The sequence below is a fragment of the Serratia sp. M24T3 genome, from assembly GCF_000257645.1.
Classification (GTDB): Bacteria; Pseudomonadota; Gammaproteobacteria; order Enterobacterales; family Enterobacteriaceae; genus Rouxiella.
In genome coordinates this window covers 77,485-99,361 of sequence record NZ_AJHJ01000011.1, presented here as the reverse complement: position 1 = coordinate 99,361, position 21,877 = coordinate 77,485, and the positions used below count along the sequence as shown (strand labels likewise).

Sequence of the window (21,877 nt, the reverse complement as noted above, 5' to 3'; positions counted from 1 at the left end):
ATTCATAGATGAAACTATTTGTATTAGTGTGAGTGTCAACTTGGCCATGCTTTCGCGTGGCCAGTAATAAACAGTGATAAGGTGATTCTATGCAATCCGAAGAACAGCGTTTGATTGAAGGGCTATTCAGCCGTTTACAACAGGCAGAATCCAATACCGCACCGCGTGACGCTGAGGCTGAGCGCCTCATTCAGTCTTGTGTGAGCAAGCAGCCTTCCGCGCCTTATTACATGGCGCAGTCCATGATCATTCAAGAAGCCGCGCTCAAGCGAATGAATGCTCAGGTTCAGGAATTGCAACAGCAGGTTGCGCAGCTGCAAAGCCAGGCTCAGAACAGTAAACCGCAAAGTACCGGTTTCCTGGCTGGCCTGTTTGGCGGTGGTAACAGCCAGCCGCAAAATAGCCAATCTTCCGGTAATGCGCCCATTCCAGGCACCCAGAATAACGGCTGGGGTAACAATGCTGCACCGCAACAGCCGGCATATCAGCAAGCGCCTCAACAACCGGCATACCAGCAGGCCCCTGCTGCGCCAATCGGTTCTGGCTTTATCGGTGGCGCATTGAAAACTGCCGCAGGTGTCGCGGGTGGGGTAGTGCTGGCAGACATGCTGACCGGTATGTTCCATCACAGCCAGCCTTCAGAAATCGTCAACATCGTTGAAGATAACTCGGTAAACAACACGACCGAGAATTTCAACCCGGCAATCGATCCGTTGTTGAGCGGCGACAATTCCTGGGATAACCCGGTGTATAACAACGATAATGACAACAGCAATAGCAGTGACAATACTTATTCAGGCTTCCTGAATGACTCTGATGACAGCTTCTTTGGCGGGAATAACGACGACGACGACGATTCATTTTTCTAAAAAATGAAGCCTTGGCGCTCGGTAAAATTGGCATTGCACAATATTTATGTTTGTTCAAAATCGAAGAGTGAGAACTTTATCGCTTTTTGCAATCGGATTTCTGGACAAAACTTAAATCTATTGCTGTACTGTCAATGACACACTTTTTGTGTTTTACATTCACGTTAAGGTAAGTTTGATGTCTAAGATTAAAGGTAGCGTTAAGTGGTTCAATGAATCAAAAGGTTTTGGTTTCATTACCCCTGAAGATGGCAGCAAAGATGTTTTCGTTCATTTCTCTGCTATTTCAAGCAACGGTTTCAAGACCCTTGCTGAAGGCCAGCGTGTAGAGTTCGAAATCACCAATGGCGCCAAAGGCCCGTCGGCTGCTAACGTTATCGCTATCTAACTTTAGCCGAATTCTAAAAAACCCGCAGATGCGGGTTTTTTTTTTGCCTGTTGCTCAGATATCTCAAGTTTGGGGAATCAGGCTTTTTCGGAATGTCGGACGGGCCAGGAATACAAACATCAGGATTGCGATAAAGAAGCAGCCGCAAATGGTCAGCCCCATCGACAGCGCCGAGGTGCCGCCGATACCGGTAAACGGTACGGCGATTGCGCCCAGAGCAAACATGCAAACACCGAGTAAGGCTGAGGCGCTTCCCGCATTGCGACCTTGGCTTTGCATCGCCAGAGAACCGGCGTTAGGTCCAATAATCCCGATATTCATGATTGAGAAGAACAGCGGAACCAGCAGGGCAACCAGCGGTGCATGCACCATCCCGGCAATAACCAGCGCGACTGATGCAACCGCGGCAATACAAAGGCCAATCTTCACCATCATTAGCTCTCCCCACACCGCCGCAAGGCGAGTAGAAATCTGTGCGGCAATCACCAGCCCCATACCGTTGATGGCAAAACACAGGCTGAAGGCTATTGGGCTAAGGCTGTAAATCTGCTGAAGTACAAACGGCGATGCGCCAATGTAAGAAAACATTCCGGCCATAACAAAGCCCTGAGTCAGGCACAGCCCCATAAACTGACGTTCACTTAACAGCATCATTAATGATTTCAGCATCGCTCCGGCACCCCCTGAAGATCGCCGTTCTACGGGGAGGGTTTCGTGCAATTTTGCGTAGGATGCAATAAACAGCATTACTGAAATGACTGCCAATGCGCCGAAAATTCCGCGCCAGCTGAGGAAAGTCAGTAATCCGCCACCAAGAACGGGGGCAATGATCGGTGCCAATCCATTAACCAGCATCAGCAAGCCGAAGAACTTAGTCAGTTCGTGTCCGCTATACAGGTCACGCGCCACCGCACGAGACAACACTGCGCCACCCGCTCCGGCAATGCCCTGCAGCAAACGGGCAATAATCAGCTGGTCGATGTTAGGTGCCAGCGCACACCACAGTGATGCGGCCAATAGCAGAAACAGAGAAAATAACAGCGGCCGAATACGACCAAAACGGTCACTCAGCGGACCAAAAATTAGCTGACCCGCGCCTAACCCCAGCAGTCCGGTGGTGAGGCTAAGCTGGCTGGTTGCAGTAGTAGTATCTAATTCATGCGCCAAAGTGGGCAGAGCCGGAAGATAAAGATCGGTACAAAGGGGTCCAAGTGCCGCCAGTGACCCCAAAACCAAGGCATAGCCTAGGCGCTTGTTTACTAAATGATCGCTCATTAATTTTCCGCTGTGTTTGAAGGAGAATAGTCATTAAAGACTTTGCAAAATAATTGATTATAAATAGATTTTAATATTTCCGAGTCGGCGTGTTTATGCGTTAATCGACGAAATGCCGTGCCCTCGCATAATACCGCCATCATTTCCAGACGCGCCGTGAGTTCTTGTTCACTCATGTCGGGATAATAAGGAGTCATCATCGCCTTGGCTTCATTAAACAATTTTGCTTCGGCATCTCGTAGAATTTTAGCGACAACCTGATTGCGTGTGGCCTCGGCCGTTACTTCCAGCATCAGAGCGTGATCGATTTCGTTCTGTTCCGGGCTGAGTTCCGGGCAATCACCAAACTGACTGTGGTCAATGTTTTGAACACCAATCACTCGATACGCCAAGTTACTCGCCATTTGTTTCAGATTGTGCGCGCCACCGGTCATGATTTGTATTTTTTTGAAGACGATACGCCGTACTATTTCTTCAATAATGGCGTCTTTGTTTACGAAATAACGGTAGATTTGGCCCACGCTGAGTTGTGACATCTTAGCTATCTCAGCCATGCCTGCACCGTGAAATCCGTGCTTGCGAAAACAAAGTCGTGAAGCGGCGACGATCTGGTCCCTGCGCGCACAAACGCGTTGATCTTTAGTTTGGTTAGCGGGATGCATAGTGGCACCTGACAAGTAAAAAATAGCTTCTTGTCTCAAAATCAATAGGTTAACTATGAATATAAGCTTGAGATTAGAAGTGTGAACGTTCATTCTCAATTATAGGGAAGATAGAAGGTAAGGTAAATATTTGTATTATAAATGTAGCAAAAAGAGCTGCGATCGATTGACAGCAGCTCTTTTATATAAGGTTTACGCTAAAACTAGTGTGCGCTATACCAACTCACCAGCATAAACCCGAGCATGGTCATAGCAATCGAGCCGATAAGGTTGAGGGCGATGTTTAACAGCGCAGCGCCGAAGCGGCCGTCTTGCAGCATATACACCACTTCCAGCGAGAAGGTCGAGAAGGTGGTCAAGCCGCCGCACAAGCCGGTGGTGAGCAGCATTTTCCACACCGGATCCCACTGAGTCATGCGGTTAAACAGGGCGATCATCAGGCCGATAATCAACGCCCCGGTTAGATTCACGACTAGCGTCCCAATGGGGATTAGCGAGCTGGTCGGATTTAGTTTCAGGCTGATATACCAGCGCGACACGCTGCCCACGCCGCCGCCAATGAAAACTGCCAGGAGGGTATTAAACATAAATGCCTTTCAATATAGGAGTTAAAGTTTAGAAAGGTTCCGGCGTCATGCTACGAACCTCTCGCGAGATTGCGTAGACATCATTAGCCGGTCAGGGCGGTTTGGGAGGAATGTCATCTCCAGAAAACGGCACGCCAGACAGCGCGCCGCAGTGATTTTAGCGAAATCGAGTCTCAATTTGTAGTGTTATCTGGCCTCTATCCCATCGCTAACAGAATCGCATCGGCGATAGTCTCAACCTGCTCAAGACGCATCAGGCTAGTGCTGGCGCGAATAAACTGCCCCGGTCCAATGCGACTCCGCTCGCCGGGCAACACAGCAATACCGCGTGCCGCCAGAGTGACCAGCGCAAACTGTTCGGAAGGCACGGGGATCAGCACTGATAATCCCTCGCGCGTTGGCAGATGAATACCGCGCACCGCCAGCGCATCGACCAGTGCCTGACGTCGCTCGGCATAGACTCTTTTCGCCTCCACAATACCCGCTTGCGTCACCGGATCGTTAATCAACCACGCCAGTGCGTGTTGCAAGATGCGGCTCGACCAGCCTGCACCGAAATTGCGGAACGATTTGATTTGTTTGATTAAATCATGAGAGCTGGAAATAACCGCCATCCGCAGGTCAGGCCCATAGGCCTTGGAATAGGAGCGTACATGCACCGTGCGTTTTGGCAGATAAGTGCCGAGGCTCAAAGGCTCGGTACTGGCCAGTTCACCAATGCCATCGTCTTCGATAATCAGGGCCTGACTGCTGCGCAAAATCTCCGCCATTTCCGCCATGCGCTCGGAGTTAACGATATGTCCGCAGTGAGAATGGGTGCGCGGCTGGTAGATAAAAGCCGCCGGATTCTTGCCTAGCGCCAGCTGCAATGATTCGGGAATGGGGCCAAACTCGTCGCATTTTACTGCAATGACCTGCGCACCAATATTATCCAGCATGTCCAGCAAGCGCGTAGCCGTTGGGTCTTCGATAGCCACCACAGAGCCTTGCATGATCAGCGTTTGCAGCGTGAGATTCATGGCATCAAAACCGCCGTCGGCAGCCATAAATGCGTCTGCCGCATAGGGCCAACTGGGTAAAACCGCATCAACCAATACCTGCGAGATAGCCTCGCGTTGATAACTGTTAAGATTTTCGGCTTCTACGCTGCTCAACAGCGCCTGATTGAGACGTGGCAAAAGCTCGGGATCGGGGGAGGCCAGCGTCATATCGGCAATGATATGGTCGCCAAAATTGCCGATTTTTTCGAATCTTGCCGGGCGCGGAGAAAGAGTATCGCCGCAGACCCAGACACCGTTACGGCCTCGGCCAGCGATGACTTTTTGTCTTCTGAGCTGTCCCCAGGCGGCGGAAACGGTAGCCGGGCTGACCCCAAGTGCTTGGGCGAGTTCACGTACTGCAGGCAAATGGGTGCCAATCTCGATAACGCCTGAGCGGATCATGGCGGCGGTTTCAATCGCGATGCCGCGCATGGAGCGGTCCTGCAAATGGCCAGCGAACCACTCAGCATCAAGCGTTTTTTCTTTCAGGGTTTCACCCATCAAATCACCTTTTGTTCAGTAACAAAGATTCTATTGTACATATTAATTTATGCTATTAGTATCAAACTTAGTCAACGGAGGCGATAAAATAATCACATCTAGATGAATGTGATCACTCTCCGCTCGGGCATGCAGTATTTGTGAAGATGCAATTTTGCAGACATAAGGGGAAAAACGTGGCGATTACTATCAGGCTGGCCGTTCGTGACTGGGATTATTTTACGCCGCTGGCGTTGGGCGATATCAAACCTGAAGGCTTCAATCTCGAGATTGAACGCATCGGGACGCTGGTGGGTGATTTAGGCACCAGCGACAAATACGACGCCGCTGAGATCTCCTTCAGCCGTTACGCACAGGGTCGTGCCAAGGGCGAAGATGACGTGTTTGCCGTGCCGCATTTTCTGATGCGTGGTTTCCGTCAGCGCTGCATTATCACCCGTGATGACAGCCCATTGACCAAAATTTCCGAGCTGGCGGGTAAACGCATTGGCGTGACCGGTTGGCAAGATTCGGGCAATACCTGGACCCGCACAGTGCTGGGCGTAGACGGCGTGGGTATTGACGATGCTTATTGGTATGCCGGCCGACTGACCGAGGCACACCCGATTGTCGATCGCCTTAACGGCTTTGGTCGCGAAGGGCGTATCGAAGCCTGTCCGGGCGAACGTCCGATGATGGAGCTGTTGAAAGAAGGCTGGCTGGACGCGGTGTTCACGCCGTTTATGCCTGAAGGTTTCTTCAAGTCGGGCTCGGGTTTCCGCCAGTTACAGCCTGATTTCCGCCAGTCAGAGCTCGAATATTTTAATCGCGTTGGTTACGTGCCCGGCATGCACATCCTGGCTATCAAGTCCGATGTCGCCGCCGAGCACCCGTGGTTGGCCGCAGCATTGAGCGAAATTATCGACAAGTCTTATCAGGTTTGGATGGACAAGCGCGCGAAATATGCCGATACCACACCGTGGTTGCTGGATGATATTCGTCGCACTGTGGTGGATTTGCCAGTGACCTGGAATGACAACGGCTTTGAGCAAAACAAAAAAATGATCGACGATTTTGCTAATGAGCTTTATGTTCAGAAGATCACTGCAGTGCGTTTGACGCCAGCGGATCTCTTCCCGGCTTACGCCAAATAACCTGAGCAGGCCGTTTTAACCCTATAGGGCAGAGGAATTAGAATGAAAGTTGCAATGGGCCAATTTGCCGTTTCCCGCGAGTGGGAAACAAACGTCGAAACTTGCCTGACACTGATGGAAAAATCGCTGGAGGCTGGTGCCGATCTGCTGGTTTTGCCGGAAGGTATTTTGGCGCGTGATATCACCGATCCAGATTTGGTACTGAAAGCCGCACAGCCGCTCGACGGCCCGTTTGTCAGCAAACTCGTCGCCGCCAGTAAAGGCAATCAGTTGACCACCATGATGAGCATCCACACTCCGGCTCCAGATGGTCGTGCATGGAACGTATTGATTTCTATCCGTAATGGCGAAATTATTTCTGAATATCGCAAACTTCACCTGTACGATGCTTTTGCCAACAAAGAGTCAAAAAACGTCACTCCGGGCACTGAAGTGCCGCCGCTGGTCGAGGTGGCAGGCTATAAAATTGGCCTGATGACTTGTTATGACGTGCGTTTCCCCGAGCTGGCGCGTCGTTTGGTTCTTGACGGTGCCGAAGTGCTGGTTCTGCCTGCGGCCTGGGTTAAAGGTCCGCTGAAAGAAATGCATTGGGAAGTCTTGGTCACTGCTCGCGCGCTGGAGAACACCAGCTATATCGTGGCAGTCGGCGAGTGCGGCGAACGTAATATCGGTAACAGCATGGTGGTTGACCCACTGGGTGTGGCGATTGCTCGTGCCGCCGAAGCACCAGCACTCGTGTTTGCCGATATCAATCGCGATCGTTTGGCCTACGCTCGTAAAGCGTTGCCAGTACTTGAAAATCGCTGCTTTGGTGTTCCGCAGTTGAAATAGTTTTGGTGTTCCGCAGTTGAAATAGTTTGGTGTTCCGCAGTTGAAATAGTTTTGGCGTTCAGCAAATGAAATAATCTAAATATACTTCGCCATGGCGAGGCAATGAATAAGTAAACCGTTTAACTGAAAACAGTTTGCTCAAAGATAGCGGGTCGTTGGCGTCAACCTAACGATAGCGGCCAGCTAAGCAGGAAGAGTGCGAACCAACACCAGGGAGCACTTTCTCAAAGCCACGATATCAGCGCCGGAAATTGTGGTTAAAAAACTCTAAGGCGCCCAGGATTTCATCACCATGGAAGGTGCAAAAAAATAAGAAATTCACATTCACAACACCAACGCTTGCTTTTACACAGAGGAAATTAAGATGATGGTAAAACAAATTCGTCGTGCCGCCGTTCTGTCTGCTGCATTGCTTTCCGTAAACGCGTTTGCTGCTGAAACCGTTGCTATTCCGGTTGTAAAAATGGACCCGGCCCTGCACGCCAAACTCCCTGCCGATATCCAGAAATCGGGCGTGCTGACTTCGGTCAATAATGGTTCGTTTCCTCCTTATGAAATCGTTACCGGTACAAACTCTTTGGACGGTGCCAGCGCCGACCTGGCAACTTCTATGGGCCAGCTGTTGGGCGTCAAGGTTGAACACGCCTCTGTAAGCGGCCTTTCCGGTATTCTGACCGGGATTTCTTCGGGGCGTTATCAGATGGGCATCGGTCCGATTGGCGATTACCCGGAGCGCCAGGCGAAAAATGACTTCGTTGATTTCGTTAAAGAATATGTGGCCTTCGCGGTACCCAACGGTAATCCGAAAAACATTCAATCTCTGGCCGATACCTGTGGCTTACGCATTGCCGTGATGGCTGCCGGCTCTGCCGAGAAAGTGATTAAACAGCAGTCTGAAGACTGTGTGAAAGCGGGAAAACCTGCCGTTACCGTGCAGTCATTTACTGACCAGCCAACCTCCATTTTAGCGGTTCGCTCCAAACGATCTGATGCTTTCTTCTCATCTCAAGCCCCTTTGACCTATTTCATCAAAGAGTCCAACGGCCAGCTAACACTGGCAGGCGCTGGCAAGTCTAACGGCTTCAATGACATTTTCCAGGGAACCGTAGTGCCTAAAGATTCCGAAATCGGCAAAGTTGTCCTGGCTGCCTATCAGGAACTCTTTACCAACGGCACTTATGCGATAATCATGAAAAAATGGGGTCTCGAGGGCAACATGCTGCCAGCACCGGGCATTAACCTGGGAAAACCAACTAAATGACCGAGAAAACTACCCCTGACCCACGACGTAATGTTGAGTTTGCACACGCGCCGCGTAATTACGGTCGTTGGGTAGCCTGGATTGTGGTGCTGATCATCGCCCTTGATGTGATTATCAGCATCGCGCGCAATCCTAACTTTGAATGGCACGTTGTCTCGCAGTGGTTTACCGAGGCTTCGGTGATCCACGGGCTTGGCGTGACGCTCGGTCTTACTGTGGTATCGATGCTGCTGGGTACTCTTTTGGGCCTGCTGCTTGCGGTGGGGCGGTTGTCGCAAAGCATGCTGCTGCGTCGCCTGTCTGGCCTGTATGTCTGGTTCTTTCGCGGCACGCCGCTGCTGGTTCAGTTGTTATTCTGGTACAACATGTCAACGCTGTTTCCCCACGTGGCAATCGGTTTGCCGTTTATCGGGCCAACCTTCGCCAGCTGGAATACCAATGATCTGATCACGCCGTTAACCGCGGCAATTGCCGGTCTTGCGTTGAACGAAGCTGCTTATATGGCCGAGATTATCCGCGCCGGTTTGCTTTCCGTTGACAATGGCCAGGCTGAAACTGCACAGGCTTTCGGTATGAGCCGTGGCCGCGCGCTGCGCCGAATTATCATCCCTCAGGCAATGCGTTCGATTATTCCTCCGACTGGTAATCAGTTGATTAGCATGATTAAAGCGACGTCATTGGTGAGTGTTATCGCCATGGGTGATCTGCTTTACTCGGTACAAACTATTTATAATCGCACCTTTGAAGTGGTGCCGATGCTGATGGTTGCGGTGATTTGGTATCTGTTAATCACCTCGGTACTTAACGTCGGTCAGTCATTTATTGAACGCTTTTATTCTAAAGGAACTCGCCGAACCGTGGCGGCCAAGCGCCGTCAACCAGGCGCAGCCCAGAAAGCGGTCGTCTCCCACCCAAATCTTGCTCAGAAGGAGGACTTATGAGTCAGAGCCCATCCGATGCGCAAAATTTGCTGGTTACTGCGCGTAATGTGCACAAAAGTTATGGCGATAATGAAGTACTAAAAGGCATCGATCTTGATGTGAAACAAAGTGAAGTCGTGGTAATACTCGGGCCATCTGGCTCAGGTAAATCGACCTTTTTACGCTGTATCAATCACTTGGAAGATATCGATCGCGGTACGATTATGGTTGGCGGGGAGCAAATTGGTTATGAATTGCACGGCGATCAGCTGCGTAAACTCTCCGAGCGCGGCATTGCTCGCCAGCGTCGCGATATCGGCATGGTTTTTCAGCAGTTTAACCTTTATCCGCACATGACCGTGTTGCAAAACATTGTCGAAGCGCCGATTGGTGTGCATAAGCAAAGCCGTCATGAGGCCGAGAGTTATGCGCGCGCCCTGCTGGAAAAAGTCGGGCTGAGTGATAAAGCCCATGCTTATCCTCGGCATCTTTCCGGCGGCCAACAGCAACGCGTGGCAATTGCCCGAGCGCTGGCGATTAAACCCAAACTGATGCTGTTCGATGAGCCAACTTCAGCGCTGGACCCCGAACTGGTGGGGGAAGTGCTTGCTACCATGCGCAGCCTTGCCGATCAGGGCTTGACCATGATTGTCGTCACCCACGAAATAGGTTTTGCCCGTGAAGCAGCAGATCGCGTGGTATTTATGGACGGCGGTTATGTAATTGAAGAGGGACCACCGGAAGAGGTGCTGTTAAATCCACAGCATCCACGTTTCCAGGCTTTTCTGAGCCGTTTTATCTAAATAGTTGAAAAAAATAAAGGTGTGGGAAGATGGATGAAGTTTTTTCATCTTTCCTCGTCTTTTATTGTTGTAAATGTGTTGGTTTCTGGTTAAAGGTAGCACTCAAGGTTTGTTTCAACCAAGGTCACGGGCGTATAATCCCCCCACTTTTTATGTCCCATGGCGCTTTGTAAAATAAAATAATTAAACAAAGAAATGCTTTAACGTGCGGCCCTACAGGCTCATAATGGCTGTATGGTTATAATCCGTACAGGGATGGAATTCAGGTCGCCAGGCGCGGCAATTTTATTCTCCAGCTGTTTAAATCAGCAACCAGTGTAAAGAAGGTATTTATGGAAGGTTTGAGTATTACTAAACTGTTAGTTGTCGGCGTGCTGATTGTGCTGCTTTTTGGTACCAGCAAACTTCGTTCACTTGGCGGCGACCTTGGCGCAGCTCTGAGAGGCTTTAAAAAGGCCATGAATGACGATCCGGCTCCAGTAGCCAAAGCTGACGCGCAGGTTGAACAGCGTGTAGAGCATAAAGACTGATTCATTCTTGAATGAATTTGCTGAAAAAAAGCTGCTTTGATAAGCAGCTTTTTTTATGAGTTTGTGCCAATAGTTTTCAATTAATTTATTTTATAACTCACGGATGCGGTGATATTCTTCTGCGCGTAATTATATTTTACGTTGCGATTTAGGGTGAAAACCTTGCCACTGTAGTGAATGAGAACATTAAAATTATTGTCGGCTTCAATTTTATAAACTGTCCCGGTACCTTCCAGAATCAGAGTTTTACTATTTAACTGGCTAAGTATTGCTGAGTCATTGACCTTTAGATCTCCAGCCAGATAGTATCGATAAATAATGGGTAATGTGGCTCCGCCATGTGAGTTTTTAGTCATGTAAAGTCACATTTGGTCATTTATTTTATATCTTCTCTGAAGTTCTTCTTTAGCATAATTATTGGGATAACTAATTATTACCCAAGCGACGGTTAAGGGAAAAAGGAGCGACAAAGTTATTTTATATTTCCGCTTAATAGCCATTTTGTATTGCATACGCTATTCCATCTCTGATGTATCCTTGGTCGGTAGGATCGTCACCGAATGGCGGCTCGCTATACCAGCTGCCCCGTAATTGAAATTGCCAAATTTATCCCAGTATGGATCGAACTGTTTATAATCCCAGGGGCCGCGATTCCTGACCTTTTGATAGAACCAATAATAGGTTTCAGCAGTGGCCATATCTCGTGAGTTTCCGTTTTCACGTGCTTCACGCATATTATTATTTAAAACTTCCCCGTCAGGCCCTGATATTGGAGGATATGCCATTATAATCAGTATCCTTTCTAATTAATGGTGAGGGCGTTAGTGTATCAGTACTTTATTAATTTAACTGGCGTGAGTTCACATGATTAATATTGAGCTGGAAATGGGCTCGTGCAGTGAGTTAATGTAATTTGATTGTTTGGAATTATTGAAGTCTAAATGGAAAAGCTGCTTTGATAAGCAGCTTTTTTTATGGAGGCTCGATGATGAATTAACGAATCACCTAACTTCGATGCCTTTGGCTTGCAGGTCGGCGTGATAAGAGGAACGAACGAAAGGTCCGCAGGCGGCGTGGGTAAAGCCCATCGCCAGCGCTTCTTCTTTCATATATTCAAACTCATCGGGGCTGACGTAACGCTGAACCGGAAGGTGGTGACGGCTAGGCTGCAGGTATTGTCCTAACGTTAGCATGGTCACACCGTGACGACGCAGGTCACGCATAACCTCAAGAATTTCTTCATTAGTTTCGCCCAGACCCACCATTAAACCTGACTTGGTCGGTACTTCAGGATGCGCTTCTTTAAAACGTTCAAGCAGCTTCAATGACCACTCATAGTTGGCACCGGGACGAACCTGACGATAAACACGCGGCACGTTTTCGAGATTATGGTTGAACACGTCTGGCGGAGTTTCGTTAAGAATTTCCAGAGCGCGATCCATACGTCCACGGAAATCGGGAACCAGCGTTTCAATCTTGATGGTCGGATTCTTCTCGCGGATAGCACTGATACAGTCGGCAAAGTGCTGAGCACCGCCGTCGCGCAAATCATCGCGGTCAACCGAGGTGATCACCACATAACGCAGGCCCATATCGGCGATGGTTTGCGCCAGCTTGCCAGGTTCATTGGTGTCAGGGGCGATAGGGCGGCCATGGGCAACGTCACAGAATGGGCAACGACGAGTACAGATAGCGCCGAGGATCATAAAGGTTGCGGTACCGTGGTTAAAGCATTCTGAAAGGTTAGGGCACGCGGCCTCTTCACAAACGGAGTGCAGACCATTCTTGCGCAATGCCGCTTTGATGCCCTGAATACGAGAGGAGTCGGCAGGAAGTTTAATTTTCAGCCAGGCCGGTTTGCGAAGCATTTCCTGCCGGTCTGTGACCACGGTTTTCACCGGGATTAACGCCATCTTATCAGCATCGCGGTATTTGACGCCGCGTTCCATTTGGATCGGTTTACTCATAATCTTGCAGTTTCCAGTTTCGTCTCTCGCAGGCGAGATTTTTTATGACATTCAATGAACTAGCTGCTTCATTAAAAAATTGCTAGAAATTATATCATTGAAGCGGGGCTGCATTCAGCCCTCTCACGAAGATAAAGCGCGAAATTATGTTATTTATTTGTTGAAAAATTATTAATTTTATAAATTTACTTATAATTCATGAGGTTATTTTAAGGTTACTATTGCGAAATCGGCGAGTATTTTCTCCGTACTCGGGCCGCTTAAAACGCTGAGGTTGGGCTGAGTCGGCGCAACGAGAGGCAAAAGAGTGAGAGTAGGGGCGTAGGCAGAGCCGTTTAGCGTCCCGCTTATACCAATAGCTACGCTACCGACAGCAAAGCTGCTCTAAAAATCGTAGCCTATACCGTAAGTGGTGTTTTTCCACCTATTATTACAGTCGGTAGCGCTGTAATAATAAGTCTAAGAATACTCATATTGAAACAGTAAGCTTGCCATGTATAAAAATAAATCAATGCCACCTGCGGGCACATCTGCGCAAGTGAAACCGATAAAATTGTTTTATGGTATGGAAGCAGCCAGGGGAGATTATGAACATAAATATAAAAATCAGCACGGAAACCTTAATAATCCCAGATGGATTAGAATTGATGATTTAAATGCCGGTTTGGGCTTAACATCAACAGCTCTTATGACGGGTTATATAATCGATGATATCAAAAAAGGTATTGATGTTGGAGGTGCAAATGCAAGCGTTCTTATTAAAGAATACCCATGACTTACTGATAAAGAAGCTATAGATCTTTTAAAGAGTTGGTCTAAATATCTTAAAAAGAATTATGAATATCTAAGTTTTTCTCATATGGGTGAAACTAAAACTGCATTAGATTTTTTAGGTAAAAATGTTGATTCTACTGATATGGGAGCTAATGGTTCAATTAGGCATAAGTATCAAATAATTTTCGATACTTTAAAAAATAAATTTAAAGGCAGCAATAAAGCTGGACACAAATTAATGCGCGATAACCTTGTAATTTACAGAAATGAAAAATCTGTAATGCGCGTAACTCTTGCATTTATAAATGCATTTTTCAGAAAAACCTCTAAATTGGGGCTTGACTGGGCTAATAGTAATGGTTCTCAACTTTCAGGCGTAAGTTTTATGAACTATTATGTCGACAAAACAACAGGAACATATTCAGATATTATGGCAGAAGGGCAAGTAAAACGTGCAAGGTACACAAGCGCTAATATTCGAGATTTGAATCTATCTGATAAAGCTTACTACATAACCTTTTCCGAAATCAGGCATGCTATGAGGAAAAAATATAATTATGAAAGTGTTGACCATTTATAAAAATGATATTTCGCTATTTTAAAGCGTGCGAGTAAATATCCAACTGCGTAATTAAAAATTATATAGTTGGATATTAAACGCTTTTACTTGGTCGTAGTTTCTGTCGGTAATCCGAATGAATAATCTACCTGGTGATAACCCAGCTGCTTGTTAAATGCTTTGACTAAAACAGGCATCACTTCATCCACCGAAAGCCCGGGCTTTTCGAGACTGGCCTGCGTCATTTGCAACCCGGCATAGCCACATGGATTGATGCGCAGGAACGGCTCTAAATCCATATCAATATTCAGCGCCAGCCCGTGCAGTGAGCAACCTTTGCGGATGCGTAAACCTAACGAGCAAATCTTTTTACTGTTTACATAAACGCCTGGCGCATCGGCTTTTGGATAAGCTTCAATATTGAAAAAGGCCAGCGTATCGACGACGGTTTGCTCAATGGCGGTAACCAACTGACGCACGCCAATTTTTCTGCGTTTGATGTCAATCATCACATACATTACCTGCTGGCCTGGTCCGTGATAGGTAACCTGACCGCCGCGATCGCTTTGGACGACCGGAATATCGCCGGGGAAAAGTACGTGTTCAGCTTTACCGGCCTGACCTTGAGTAAAGACTTTAGGGTGTTCGACCAGCCAGATTTCATCTTGTGTTTCGGGAGTACGGAGATCGGTAAAGACGTGCATGGCATGCGAAACAGGCTCGTAAGGTTGCAGGCCAAGCTGGCGGAGGGTGATACGTTGTTGCAGTTTTTCTCGTTGCACGGCAGTTATCGTCATTCTGATAATAGGGCAATATAAAGAAAATCAGCGTAACGCGATGCGCTACGCTGACTCATTTTCTCTAATCTTAGAGAACCATACGTACAATTTCAATGTTACCCAGCTCATCGTACAAGGTTTCTACCTGATCGATATGCGTTGCCGTGATGGTAATTGAAACTGAATGGTAGTTGCCTTTGCTGCTTGGCTTCACCTGCGGGTTGTAATCGCCAGGCGCGTGACGTTGCACGACTTCCACAACCTGGTCAACCAACTCGGGCTGCGCCAGACCCATCACTTTATAAGTGAATGAGCAGGGGAATTCGAGCAGTTCGTTAAGTTTGGTTTTCATGTGCACTCCCGCGTAGTTACTGCTATTAAAATGTATAAATCACAACTCCCGACAAAGCGGGAGTTGTGATTAGAATTATATACTATTCATGTGGGGTTAAAGCGCACATTTTCAACCCCATTAGCAGGGTTTTAGCCAAACCAATGATGGAACATCAGTTTAATATAATCCACGATGCGGCTAACGAAGCCACCTTCTTTGACTTCGTTCAACACTACCAGCGGGCGTTGGTCGATAGTTTTGCCATCAAGCTGGAAGTTAATCGAGCCAACTACCTGATTCTTCAACAATGGTGCATGCAGCTCAGTATTATTAAGCACATAGCTGGCTTTCAGATCTTTCATCCGGCCGCGCGGGATAGTCAGGTAAGCGTCTTTATCTACGCCCAACTCTACGCGATCGGTATTGCCAAACCAGACTGGCTCGGAAGCGAAATCTTTCCCGGCTTTCAGCGGTGCAACAGTTTCAAAGAAGCGGAAGCCCCAAGTCAGCAGTTTTTTACTCTCGACTTCACGACCTTTGTAGGTATGACCCCCCATTACTGCAGAGATCAAACGCATCTGACCTTCAGTGGCAGAAGCAACCAGGTTATAACCGGCAGATTCAGTATGACCGGTTTTAATACCGTCAACCTGCAGGCTGGAATCCCACAGCAGACCGTTGCGGTTCATCTGGCGGATATTGTTGAAAGTAAACTCTTTCTCTTTATAGGTTGCATACTCTTCAGGCACGTCGCGGATCAGCGCCTGGCCAATCAACGCCATGTCGCGCGCCGAGCTGTATTGACCTTCTGCGTCAAGGCCGTGAACAGTGCCAAAATGAGTGTTTTTCAGACCCAACGCATTCACGTAGTTGTTCATCAGGCCAACAAAGGCGTCTTGGCTGCCCGCGACATAATCGGCCATCGCGACACAGGCATCATTGCCTGATTGCAGAATAATGCCGCGGTTAAGCTCGGAAACCGGTACGCGATCGCCAGGCTTGAGGAACATCAGAGATGAGCCTTTGAACACCGGATTGCCAGTCGCCCAGGCGTCTTTACCTACGGTAACCACGTCACTAGGAGTGATTTTTCCTGATTTAATGGCTTGCCCGATGACATAGCTGGTCATCATCTTGGTCAGGCTGGCAGGATCGCGTCGGGCATCGGCGTTCATTTCGGCAAGAACTTTGCCTGAGTTGTAGTCAATCAGAACGTAGGCTTCGGCATCGATTTGCGGAACGCCAGGGATCATCGTCTTCAGATTAATATCGTCAGCAAAGGCGGCAGACGCTGAGCTTAGAGAAATGACGGTGCCAAGCGCAATGCCCTTGACTAAACGAGAAGGAGTAGCAAGTTTCATGATTGAGACAACAACATCCGTAGGGTAAATTAAAAACGTGCCACACTATAGCAGAACAGACACAATCAGACATCTGGCAATACGTGGGGTTGCGGTAATTTACTGAATTTTACAACCGGTTACCCACTTCGTTCTTGGCACCGTGACTGCGTTGGCTGCGCGAATTTAGCCGAATTACTTACCTGTGTAAGCTCATCGGATAAACCCGCTACTTTCTTTTTTACATCGCCGAAGCTGAAACTACAAACGACTGCTGCTGGGCTTCGCTCGACAGGCGCTGCTGGAACTGGGCGGCCTGCTGGCGAGTAAACGGCCCTAACTGTACGCGATAGGTGCTGCCGTTAGGCTGTACTTTTCCCGGCACGCCAAAACGTTTGCTCAGGCTTTTCTGCCACAGCTCGGCATTTTGCGGATTGCTCAACGCGCCTACCTGTACCATGTAATTACCGCCGGAAACCGGTGCAGACTGGCGAGTCGCGGGGCGAGTCACCGCGGGTGCTGCAACTACCGGAGCCGCGGCTGCAACAGCCGTGGAGGAAGAACCCGAATCTGCTGCAGAATCATCGGCAACCGCAGCCGGTTCGCTGCTTTCCAGCACACCTGATGGCAACGGTTTCGGCGCTCCCAGGAAGCTGCTACCGCCGGTTGCCGCGGTGGTACCTTGCGCGCTGTCGCCACCGGATGAATCATCCTGTGTATTCAGCGTGCTGTTATCGATCGGGCGAACAGCCGCACCGATAGCCGGAGGAGCTGACTGCGTCGGCGTGCCTAAACCTGTTGCACCCAGACTCGGACGAGCGGGCAGGGCATAGGTTTGTTTGGCAACAGTCGTCCCGATGGTGCCGGGGCCAGACATCGTGCCGTCAGGCGCGACGTTGATAATATCGAGTTTGACGCGGGTGCTGGTGGTCAGATTCAATCGCTCAAATGCCGCCTGTGACAAGTCGATGATTTTGCCGGGAGTGAACGGGCCGCGATCGTTGATGCGTACGACCAGCATACGGCCATTGGCCATGTTGGTAACGCGCACGTAGCTTGGGATTGGCAGCGTCGGGTGTGCCGCGGTCATCGCCGATGGGTCAAACTCTTCGCCGCTGGCTGTAACATTGCTGCCGGCTTCGGTGCCATACCAGGTTGCGGTGCCGGTCTGGGTAAAACGCGAAGCATCCTTGATGATTTTGTAGCTGTTACCGTTGGCGCTGTAATCGTTGTTGGCATTCGCGTTCAACGGTTCATAGACGGGATCGGCACCGCCAATCTCAACTACCGGACCGTTGTAGGCGGGCTCTGGTGCGGCCTGCTGCGGTTGGTTGTCTGGAGAACTACAGGCACTCAATAACAGCCCGGCGATAATCGCCCCTACCCACTCCTTGCGCATTGCTCACCCCTATAGATTTTTTGATAACATTTTTCGATGAGTATGTATCGACATGACGATACCAAACCCAGCCATTAGCACGATTAGCGCTGACCCACCATAACTTACCAAAGGCAAAGGCACCCCGACTACCGGCACTATACCACTCACCATGCCTATGTTAACGAAGACATAAACAAAGAATATCAGCATCAACCCTCCCGACATCACTCGGCCGAAAGTCGTTTGTGCTTTGGCGGCGATCATCAGACCACGAGTGATCAGGCCCAGATAGAGCGCCAGCAGCACCAGTACGCCTTGCAGGCCTAGCTCCTCGGCCAATACGGCGAAGATAAAGTCGGTGTGGCGTTCGGGCAGGAACTCAAGCTGGGACTGAGTACCGTGCAGCCAACCTTTACCGGAAAAACCGCCTGAACCGATGGCAATTTTTGACTGAATAATATGATAACCGGCTCCGAGCGGGTCACTTTCCGGGTTGAGCAGCATCATCACGCGGTCTCGCTGATAGTCGTGCATCAGGAAGAACCATAGAATCGGAATAAAGGCGGCAACCAATACCGCAGCACAGGCAATCAGTTTCCAGCTCATACCCGACAGGAACAGCACGAAAATACCGGATGCGGCAATCAGTATCGCTGTACCGAGGTCGGGCTGTGCGGCAACCAGCAGCGTCGGAACAAACACCAGCACCAGCGCGATTGCGGTATTTTTTAACGACGGCGGGCAGATATCACGGTTGATAAAGCGCGCCACCATCAGCGGAACGGCGATTTTAGCCAGCTCCGAGGGCTGAAAACGCACGAAGCCAAGATCCAGCCAGCGCTGTGCGCCTTTACTGACCTGTCCAAAGACATCAACCAATACCAACAGGAAGATGCAAAAAATATACAGGTACGGCGCCCAGCTTTCATAAACCCGAGGCGGAACCTGCGCCATAACCAGCATGATCACCAGACCCCCGGCAATCTGGGCAAGTTTGCGTTCCATCATGCCGACGTCCTGACCGCTGGCGCTCCAGATAACGAAAGCGCTATAGGCCAGCAAGGCCAGTACAATCAATAGCATAGTAATGTCGATGTGCATCTTGTGCCACAGCGACCCTTGTTTTTGGCTTTCAGTCATTCTACGTTAATCACCTTCGATGCCGGGCGGAGCAGGAGCTTCGGCCGGTAATGTCGTCGTATTATCGCCCAATAGGATATGGTCGAGGATCTGTCGGGTAATCGTGCCCACTGCTGGTCCGATACCGCCGTTTTCCAACACTACGTTAACGGCAACGGTAGGGTTGTTATACGGCGCAAAAGCGTTCATCAGCTTGTGGTCACGCAGATGCTCTGCGATTTTATGTGCGTTATAGGTCTCATTGGCTTTCAGGCCATAAACCTGTGCTGTACCGGATTTCGCCGCCGCTTTGTATGGCGCATCCATAAAGTATTTGCGTGCCGTGCCGTTTGAACGGTTTGCCACCCCGAACATGCCGTCTTTGGCCAGTTCCCAGTAACCGGAGTGAATATCACCAATCTGTTTCACTTCCTGCTGCTGGTAAGGCACTTTCGTCGCGCCATCCTGGGTACTGAGCAACAGGTGCGGCGTTTTAACGTTACCGTCGTTGATAAGCGTAGTCAGCGCTTTGTTATTCTGAATTGGCGTGGCGGTCCAGTAACCCTGACCGATACCCACCGGGATGGTATCGCCTTGATACCAAGGCTTTTTAAAGCGTTTCAGTTTCCATTCGCGGGTCGGCATATTGCCGTTGCGCTCTTCGGAAAGATCGATACCGGTGTATTCGCCGTAACCAAACTTACTCATCCACTCCGACAGGCGATCAATCCCCATGTCGTAAGCCACCTGATAAAAGAAGGTGTCTGCAGACTCTTCCAACGCTTTGGTGACGTTTAATCTGCCGTGGCCCCAGTGTTTCCAGTCACGATAGCGTTTGTCCGAGCCGGGAAGTTGCCACCATCCGGGGTCAAACAGCGAAGTATTTTTGTTGATAACCCCTGCGGTGAGCGACGACACGGCGATGTACGGCTTGACCGTCGAGGCCGGAGGATAAAGCCCCTGGGTCGCCCGGTTAATCAGCGGACGATCCGGGTCGTTCAGCAACGTGTTGTATTCCTTGCTGGAAATGCCGTCAACAAACAGGTTCGGATCATAACTCGGGTTAGATACCAGTGCGCGAATGCTGGCATCTCGCGGATCGGTCACCACTACCGCCGCGCGGCTGCCACTGAGCAACTGCTCGATATACATCTGCAGCGGCAGGTCCAGCGTTAACGTAATGTCTTTGCCGGCCTGCGGTGGCGCTTCGTGTAGCTGCCGGATCACTCGGCCGCGATTGTTGACTTCAACCTCGGCATAGCCGGTTTTACCGTGCAGCGTGCTTTCGTAATAACGTTCTATACCGAGCTTGCCGATGTCATGCGTGGCGGCGTAGTTAGCAAGAATACCGTCTTTGTCCAGCCTTTCAACGTCGCGATCGTTAATTTTTGAAACATAACCAATCACATGTGTCAGGGAAGAACCATAGGGATAGTAACGGCGCTGATAGCCTTTGACTTCAACGCCGGGGAATTTGAATTGATTGACGGCGAAACGCGCCACTTGCACCTCGTTCAAACCGACCTTAACCGGGATCGACGTGAAGCGCCGAGCGCGCTTGCGTTCTTTATAAAAGTTATCAATATCTTCAGAGGTGAGATCGACAATCGCCGTCAACGCAATCAGCGTATTTCTGATGTCATCGACCTTTTCCGGCATCATCTCAAGTTGGTAGATGGTGCGGTTTAACGCCAGCGGTGTGCCGTTTCTGTCGTAGATAATGCCACGGCTGGGAGCAATGGGAACCAGCTTGATGCGATTATCGTTGGATCGCGTTTGATAATCCTCAAAACGCACCACCTGGATAGTGTACAGATTGTAAATCAGTATGCTACTAAGTAGCAGAATGCCAAAAAGCGCCACCAGTGCACGGCGCACAAACAGGGCTGACTCAGCCGTATAGTCGCGAAAAGGGTTACGATCTATTTTCATCCCACTACTTAATTTACTGTGCTGCTGATATTGACCAACCGCTTACTCGCGGTGATACGGATGATTAGTGGTAATACTCCAGGCACGATAAAGGCTTTCGGCTACCAGAACCCGAACCAGCGGGTGTGGCAGCGTGAGCGGAGACAGCGACCAGCTCTGTACCGCAGCCTCTTTACATGCTGGTGCCAGCCCTTCAGGACCGCCAATCAGCAAACTGACATCTCTGCCATCCTGCTTCCAGCGCTCAAGCTGTTGGGCCAACTGTGGCGTTTCCCAGGGCGTCCCGGGAATATCCAGCGTAACGATCCGATTGCCTTTTCCAACCACAGACAGCATCTGCTCGCCTTCTTTTTCAAGAATGCGTTTGATATCAGCGTTTTTCCCGCGTTTACCCGCGGGCACTTCAATCAGCTCAAACGGCATGTCTTTTGGGAAACGACGAAGATAATCGGTGAAGCCAGTCTGCACCCAATCGGGCATTTTCGTACCTACGGCGACGAGTTGCAGCTTCACAAATTAACCCCAAAGCTTCTCAAGTTCGTACAGCACGCGGCTTTCTTCTTGCATGACGTGAACGATCACTTCACCCAGGTCAACGACAACCCAGTCAGCTTCGTTAATACCTTTGATACCGTGCGCATCAAGGCCCGCGGCCTTTGCTTCTTCAACCAGGTGTCCGGCAATAGAAACAACGTGGCGGCTTGAAGTACCGGTACAAATCACCATGCAGTCAGTGATGCTTGATTTGCCAGCCACATCGATAGTTACGATGTCCTGGGCTTTTAGGTCATCAACTTTGTCGATGACGAATTCTTGGAGCGCTTTACCTTGCAAAGATTCCCCCTGGGGATATTGAGTAGTTCTGGAACCGAAAATGAAGCGGCGGAGTATA

Annotated in this window: 24 protein-coding genes and 1 riboswitch; of the genes, 10 read left to right on the top strand and 14 right to left on the bottom strand. The window is 49.5% G+C overall.

The window, feature by feature from the left end; genetic code table 11:
• The first annotated feature begins 89 nt into the window (after positions 1-89).
• Both SPM24T3_RS11460 and cspE read left to right on the top strand, forming a co-directional pair.
• Positions 90-869 carry a DUF2076 domain-containing protein gene (locus tag SPM24T3_RS11460; protein WP_009636913.1) on the top strand — a complete coding sequence of 260 codons (780 nt, stop codon included), beginning with the start codon at positions 90-92 and terminating at the stop codon, positions 867-869.
• A 178-nt stretch (positions 870-1,047) separates the two neighbouring features.
• Complete coding sequence (gene cspE / locus SPM24T3_RS11455) at positions 1,048-1,257, top strand: transcription antiterminator/RNA stability regulator CspE (protein ID WP_009636912.1); 210 nt, start codon at positions 1,048-1,050, stop codon at positions 1,255-1,257.
• Positions 1,258-1,320: 63 nt separating this feature from the next.
• Here cspE and SPM24T3_RS11450 read toward each other — a convergent pair whose 3' ends face one another.
• From SPM24T3_RS11450 to SPM24T3_RS11435, 4 genes are all read right to left on the bottom strand, one after another.
• A complete protein-coding gene (locus SPM24T3_RS11450; protein ID WP_009636911.1) occupies positions 1,321-2,532 on the bottom strand; it encodes a multidrug effflux MFS transporter in 1,212 nt (403 codons plus the stop codon).
• Positions 2,532-3,194 carry a TetR/AcrR family transcriptional regulator gene (locus tag SPM24T3_RS11445; protein WP_009636910.1) on the bottom strand — a complete coding sequence of 221 codons (663 nt, stop codon included), beginning with the start codon at positions 3,192-3,194 and terminating at the stop codon, positions 2,532-2,534. Before SPM24T3_RS11445 ends, SPM24T3_RS11450 begins: the two co-directional genes overlap by 1 nt.
• Before the next feature lie 203 nt (positions 3,195-3,397).
• Complete coding sequence (crcB, locus tag SPM24T3_RS11440) at positions 3,398-3,781, bottom strand: fluoride efflux transporter CrcB (protein WP_009636909.1); 384 nt, start codon at positions 3,779-3,781, stop codon at positions 3,398-3,400.
• Positions 3,782-3,848: 67 nt separating this feature from the next.
• Positions 3,849-3,911: riboswitch (Fluoride riboswitch) on the bottom strand.
• A 67-nt stretch (positions 3,912-3,978) separates the two neighbouring features.
• Positions 3,979-5,322 carry an aminotransferase class I/II-fold pyridoxal phosphate-dependent enzyme gene (locus SPM24T3_RS11435; RefSeq protein ID WP_009636908.1) on the bottom strand — a complete coding sequence of 448 codons (1,344 nt, stop codon included), beginning with the start codon at positions 5,320-5,322 and terminating at the stop codon, positions 3,979-3,981.
• A 176-nt stretch (positions 5,323-5,498) separates the two neighbouring features.
• Here SPM24T3_RS11435 and SPM24T3_RS11430 point away from each other — a divergent pair, with 176 nt between their 5' ends.
• The 6 genes from SPM24T3_RS11430 (at position 5,499) to tatA (ending at position 10,800) form a co-directional block, all read left to right on the top strand.
• A complete protein-coding gene (locus tag SPM24T3_RS11430) occupies positions 5,499-6,455 on the top strand; it encodes a nitrate ABC transporter substrate-binding protein (protein ID WP_009636907.1) in 957 nt (318 codons plus the stop codon).
• Between the two features lie 42 nt (positions 6,456-6,497).
• Positions 6,498-7,286 carry a deaminated glutathione amidase gene (locus tag SPM24T3_RS11425; protein ID WP_009636906.1) on the top strand — a complete coding sequence of 263 codons (789 nt, stop codon included), beginning with the start codon at positions 6,498-6,500 and terminating at the stop codon, positions 7,284-7,286.
• A gap of 364 nt (positions 7,287-7,650) precedes the next feature.
• Entirely contained in the window at positions 7,651-8,547 is an 897-nt protein-coding gene (locus tag SPM24T3_RS11420; RefSeq protein ID WP_009636905.1) for an ABC transporter substrate-binding protein, read from the top strand.
• Entirely contained in the window at positions 8,544-9,488 is a 945-nt protein-coding gene (locus SPM24T3_RS11415) for an amino acid ABC transporter permease (protein WP_009636904.1), read from the top strand. The genes SPM24T3_RS11420 and SPM24T3_RS11415 overlap by 4 nt, the downstream gene beginning before the upstream one ends.
• Positions 9,485-10,270, top strand: coding sequence for an amino acid ABC transporter ATP-binding protein (locus SPM24T3_RS11410; protein WP_009636903.1), 786 nt, complete (start codon positions 9,485-9,487; stop codon positions 10,268-10,270). The genes SPM24T3_RS11415 and SPM24T3_RS11410 overlap by 4 nt, the downstream gene beginning before the upstream one ends.
• A 332-nt stretch (positions 10,271-10,602) precedes the next feature.
• A complete protein-coding gene (tatA, locus tag SPM24T3_RS11405; RefSeq protein ID WP_009636902.1) occupies positions 10,603-10,800 on the top strand; it encodes a Sec-independent protein translocase subunit TatA in 198 nt (65 codons plus the stop codon).
• 515 nt (positions 10,801-11,315) lie between these two features.
• Here the strand turns inward: tatA and SPM24T3_RS11395 are convergent.
• Positions 11,316-11,585, bottom strand: a complete 270-nt coding sequence (locus SPM24T3_RS11395; protein WP_009636900.1) for a Rhs-Related protein — start codon at positions 11,583-11,585, stop codon at positions 11,316-11,318.
• Between the two features lie 216 nt (positions 11,586-11,801).
• A complete protein-coding gene (lipA, locus tag SPM24T3_RS11390; RefSeq protein ID WP_009636899.1) occupies positions 11,802-12,767 on the bottom strand; it encodes a lipoyl synthase in 966 nt (321 codons plus the stop codon).
• 493 nt (positions 12,768-13,260) lie between these two features.
• Here lipA and SPM24T3_RS11385 point away from each other — a divergent pair, with 493 nt between their 5' ends.
• Together SPM24T3_RS11385 and SPM24T3_RS11380 are read left to right on the top strand one after the other, a co-directional pair.
• Entirely contained in the window at positions 13,261-13,542 is a 282-nt protein-coding gene (locus SPM24T3_RS11385) for a hypothetical protein (RefSeq protein ID WP_009636898.1), read from the top strand.
• Positions 13,543-13,626: 84 nt separating this feature from the next.
• A complete protein-coding gene (locus SPM24T3_RS11380) occupies positions 13,627-14,121 on the top strand; it encodes a hypothetical protein (RefSeq protein WP_009636897.1) in 495 nt (164 codons plus the stop codon).
• Positions 14,122-14,204: 83 nt separating this feature from the next.
• Here SPM24T3_RS11380 and lipB read toward each other — a convergent pair whose 3' ends face one another.
• The 8 genes from lipB to rsfS all read right to left on the bottom strand — a co-directional run bounded on the left by lipB (position 14,205) and on the right by rsfS (position 21,819).
• Positions 14,205-14,897 (bottom strand): lipoyl(octanoyl) transferase LipB, encoded by a 693-nt coding sequence (gene lipB, locus SPM24T3_RS11375; RefSeq protein WP_050956158.1) that lies wholly within the window; start codon positions 14,895-14,897, stop codon positions 14,205-14,207.
• A 70-nt stretch (positions 14,898-14,967) separates the two neighbouring features.
• Positions 14,968-15,231 (bottom strand): DUF493 family protein YbeD, encoded by a 264-nt coding sequence (gene ybeD, locus SPM24T3_RS11370; protein ID WP_009636895.1) that lies wholly within the window; start codon positions 15,229-15,231, stop codon positions 14,968-14,970.
• Positions 15,232-15,362: 131 nt separating this feature from the next.
• On the bottom strand, positions 15,363-16,574 hold the full coding sequence (gene dacA, locus SPM24T3_RS11365) for a D-alanyl-D-alanine carboxypeptidase DacA (protein ID WP_009636894.1): 1,212 nt from the start codon (positions 16,572-16,574) through the stop codon (positions 15,363-15,365).
• A gap of 220 nt (positions 16,575-16,794) precedes the next feature.
• Positions 16,795-17,952, bottom strand: a complete 1,158-nt coding sequence (rlpA, locus tag SPM24T3_RS11360; protein ID WP_009636893.1) for an endolytic peptidoglycan transglycosylase RlpA — start codon at positions 17,950-17,952, stop codon at positions 16,795-16,797.
• Positions 17,953-17,961: 9 nt separating this feature from the next.
• Positions 17,962-19,074 carry a peptidoglycan glycosyltransferase MrdB gene (mrdB, locus tag SPM24T3_RS11355; RefSeq protein WP_009636892.1) on the bottom strand — a complete coding sequence of 371 codons (1,113 nt, stop codon included), beginning with the start codon at positions 19,072-19,074 and terminating at the stop codon, positions 17,962-17,964.
• A gap of 6 nt (positions 19,075-19,080) precedes the next feature.
• The gene (gene mrdA, locus SPM24T3_RS11350) at positions 19,081-20,985 is read right to left on the bottom strand and encodes a peptidoglycan DD-transpeptidase MrdA (protein ID WP_009636891.1); all 1,905 of its coding nucleotides are present in this window, start codon (positions 20,983-20,985) and stop codon (positions 19,081-19,083) included.
• Between the two features lie 42 nt (positions 20,986-21,027).
• A complete protein-coding gene (gene rlmH, locus SPM24T3_RS11345; RefSeq protein ID WP_009636890.1) occupies positions 21,028-21,498 on the bottom strand; it encodes a 23S rRNA (pseudouridine(1915)-N(3))-methyltransferase RlmH in 471 nt (156 codons plus the stop codon).
• 3 nt (positions 21,499-21,501) lie between these two features.
• Positions 21,502-21,819 carry a ribosome silencing factor gene (gene rsfS, locus SPM24T3_RS11340; protein WP_009636889.1) on the bottom strand — a complete coding sequence of 106 codons (318 nt, stop codon included), beginning with the start codon at positions 21,817-21,819 and terminating at the stop codon, positions 21,502-21,504.
• Positions 21,820-21,877: the final 58 nt, after the last annotated feature.

What these genes read in the sequence shown, in the direction of transcription:
- tatA (WP_009636902.1), top strand. Translation starts at nt 10,603, where the DNA reads ATGGAAGGTTTGAGTATTACTAAACTGTTAGTTGTCGGCGTGCTGATT.
- lipA (WP_009636899.1), bottom strand. Translation starts at nt 12,767, where the DNA reads ATGAGTAAACCGATCCAAATGGAACGCGGCGTCAAATACCGCGATGCT.
- SPM24T3_RS11415 (WP_009636904.1), top strand. Translation starts at nt 8,544, where the DNA reads ATGACCGAGAAAACTACCCCTGACCCACGACGTAATGTTGAGTTTGCA.
- SPM24T3_RS11420 (WP_009636905.1), top strand. Translation starts at nt 7,651, where the DNA reads ATGATGGTAAAACAAATTCGTCGTGCCGCCGTTCTGTCTGCTGCATTG.
- dacA (WP_009636894.1), bottom strand. Translation starts at nt 16,574, where the DNA reads ATGAAACTTGCTACTCCTTCTCGTTTAGTCAAGGGCATTGCGCTTGGC.
- ybeD (WP_009636895.1), bottom strand. Translation starts at nt 15,231, where the DNA reads ATGAAAACCAAACTTAACGAACTGCTCGAATTCCCCTGCTCATTCACT.
- mrdB (WP_009636892.1), bottom strand. Translation starts at nt 19,074, where the DNA reads ATGACTGAAAGCCAAAAACAAGGGTCGCTGTGGCACAAGATGCACATC.
- SPM24T3_RS11410 (WP_009636903.1), top strand. Translation starts at nt 9,485, where the DNA reads ATGAGTCAGAGCCCATCCGATGCGCAAAATTTGCTGGTTACTGCGCGT.
- SPM24T3_RS11395 (WP_009636900.1), bottom strand. Translation starts at nt 11,585, where the DNA reads ATGGCATATCCTCCAATATCAGGGCCTGACGGGGAAGTTTTAAATAAT.
- SPM24T3_RS11425 (WP_009636906.1), top strand. Translation starts at nt 6,498, where the DNA reads ATGAAAGTTGCAATGGGCCAATTTGCCGTTTCCCGCGAGTGGGAAACA.
- SPM24T3_RS11435 (WP_009636908.1), bottom strand. Translation starts at nt 5,322, where the DNA reads ATGGGTGAAACCCTGAAAGAAAAAACGCTTGATGCTGAGTGGTTCGCT.
- lipB (WP_050956158.1), bottom strand. Translation starts at nt 14,897, where the DNA reads ATGACGATAACTGCCGTGCAACGAGAAAAACTGCAACAACGTATCACC.
- SPM24T3_RS11380 (WP_009636897.1), top strand. Translation starts at nt 13,627, where the DNA reads ATGGGTGAAACTAAAACTGCATTAGATTTTTTAGGTAAAAATGTTGAT.
- rlpA (WP_009636893.1), bottom strand. Translation starts at nt 17,952, where the DNA reads ATGCGCAAGGAGTGGGTAGGGGCGATTATCGCCGGGCTGTTATTGAGT.
- cspE (WP_009636912.1), top strand. Translation starts at nt 1,048, where the DNA reads ATGTCTAAGATTAAAGGTAGCGTTAAGTGGTTCAATGAATCAAAAGGT.
- SPM24T3_RS11450 (WP_009636911.1), bottom strand. Translation starts at nt 2,532, where the DNA reads ATGAGCGATCATTTAGTAAACAAGCGCCTAGGCTATGCCTTGGTTTTG.
- SPM24T3_RS11385 (WP_009636898.1), top strand. Translation starts at nt 13,261, where the DNA reads ATGTATAAAAATAAATCAATGCCACCTGCGGGCACATCTGCGCAAGTG.
- crcB (WP_009636909.1), bottom strand. Translation starts at nt 3,781, where the DNA reads ATGTTTAATACCCTCCTGGCAGTTTTCATTGGCGGCGGCGTGGGCAGC.
- SPM24T3_RS11445 (WP_009636910.1), bottom strand. Translation starts at nt 3,194, where the DNA reads ATGCATCCCGCTAACCAAACTAAAGATCAACGCGTTTGTGCGCGCAGG.
- mrdA (WP_009636891.1), bottom strand. Translation starts at nt 20,985, where the DNA reads ATGAAAATAGATCGTAACCCTTTTCGCGACTATACGGCTGAGTCAGCC.
- SPM24T3_RS11460 (WP_009636913.1), top strand. Translation starts at nt 90, where the DNA reads ATGCAATCCGAAGAACAGCGTTTGATTGAAGGGCTATTCAGCCGTTTA.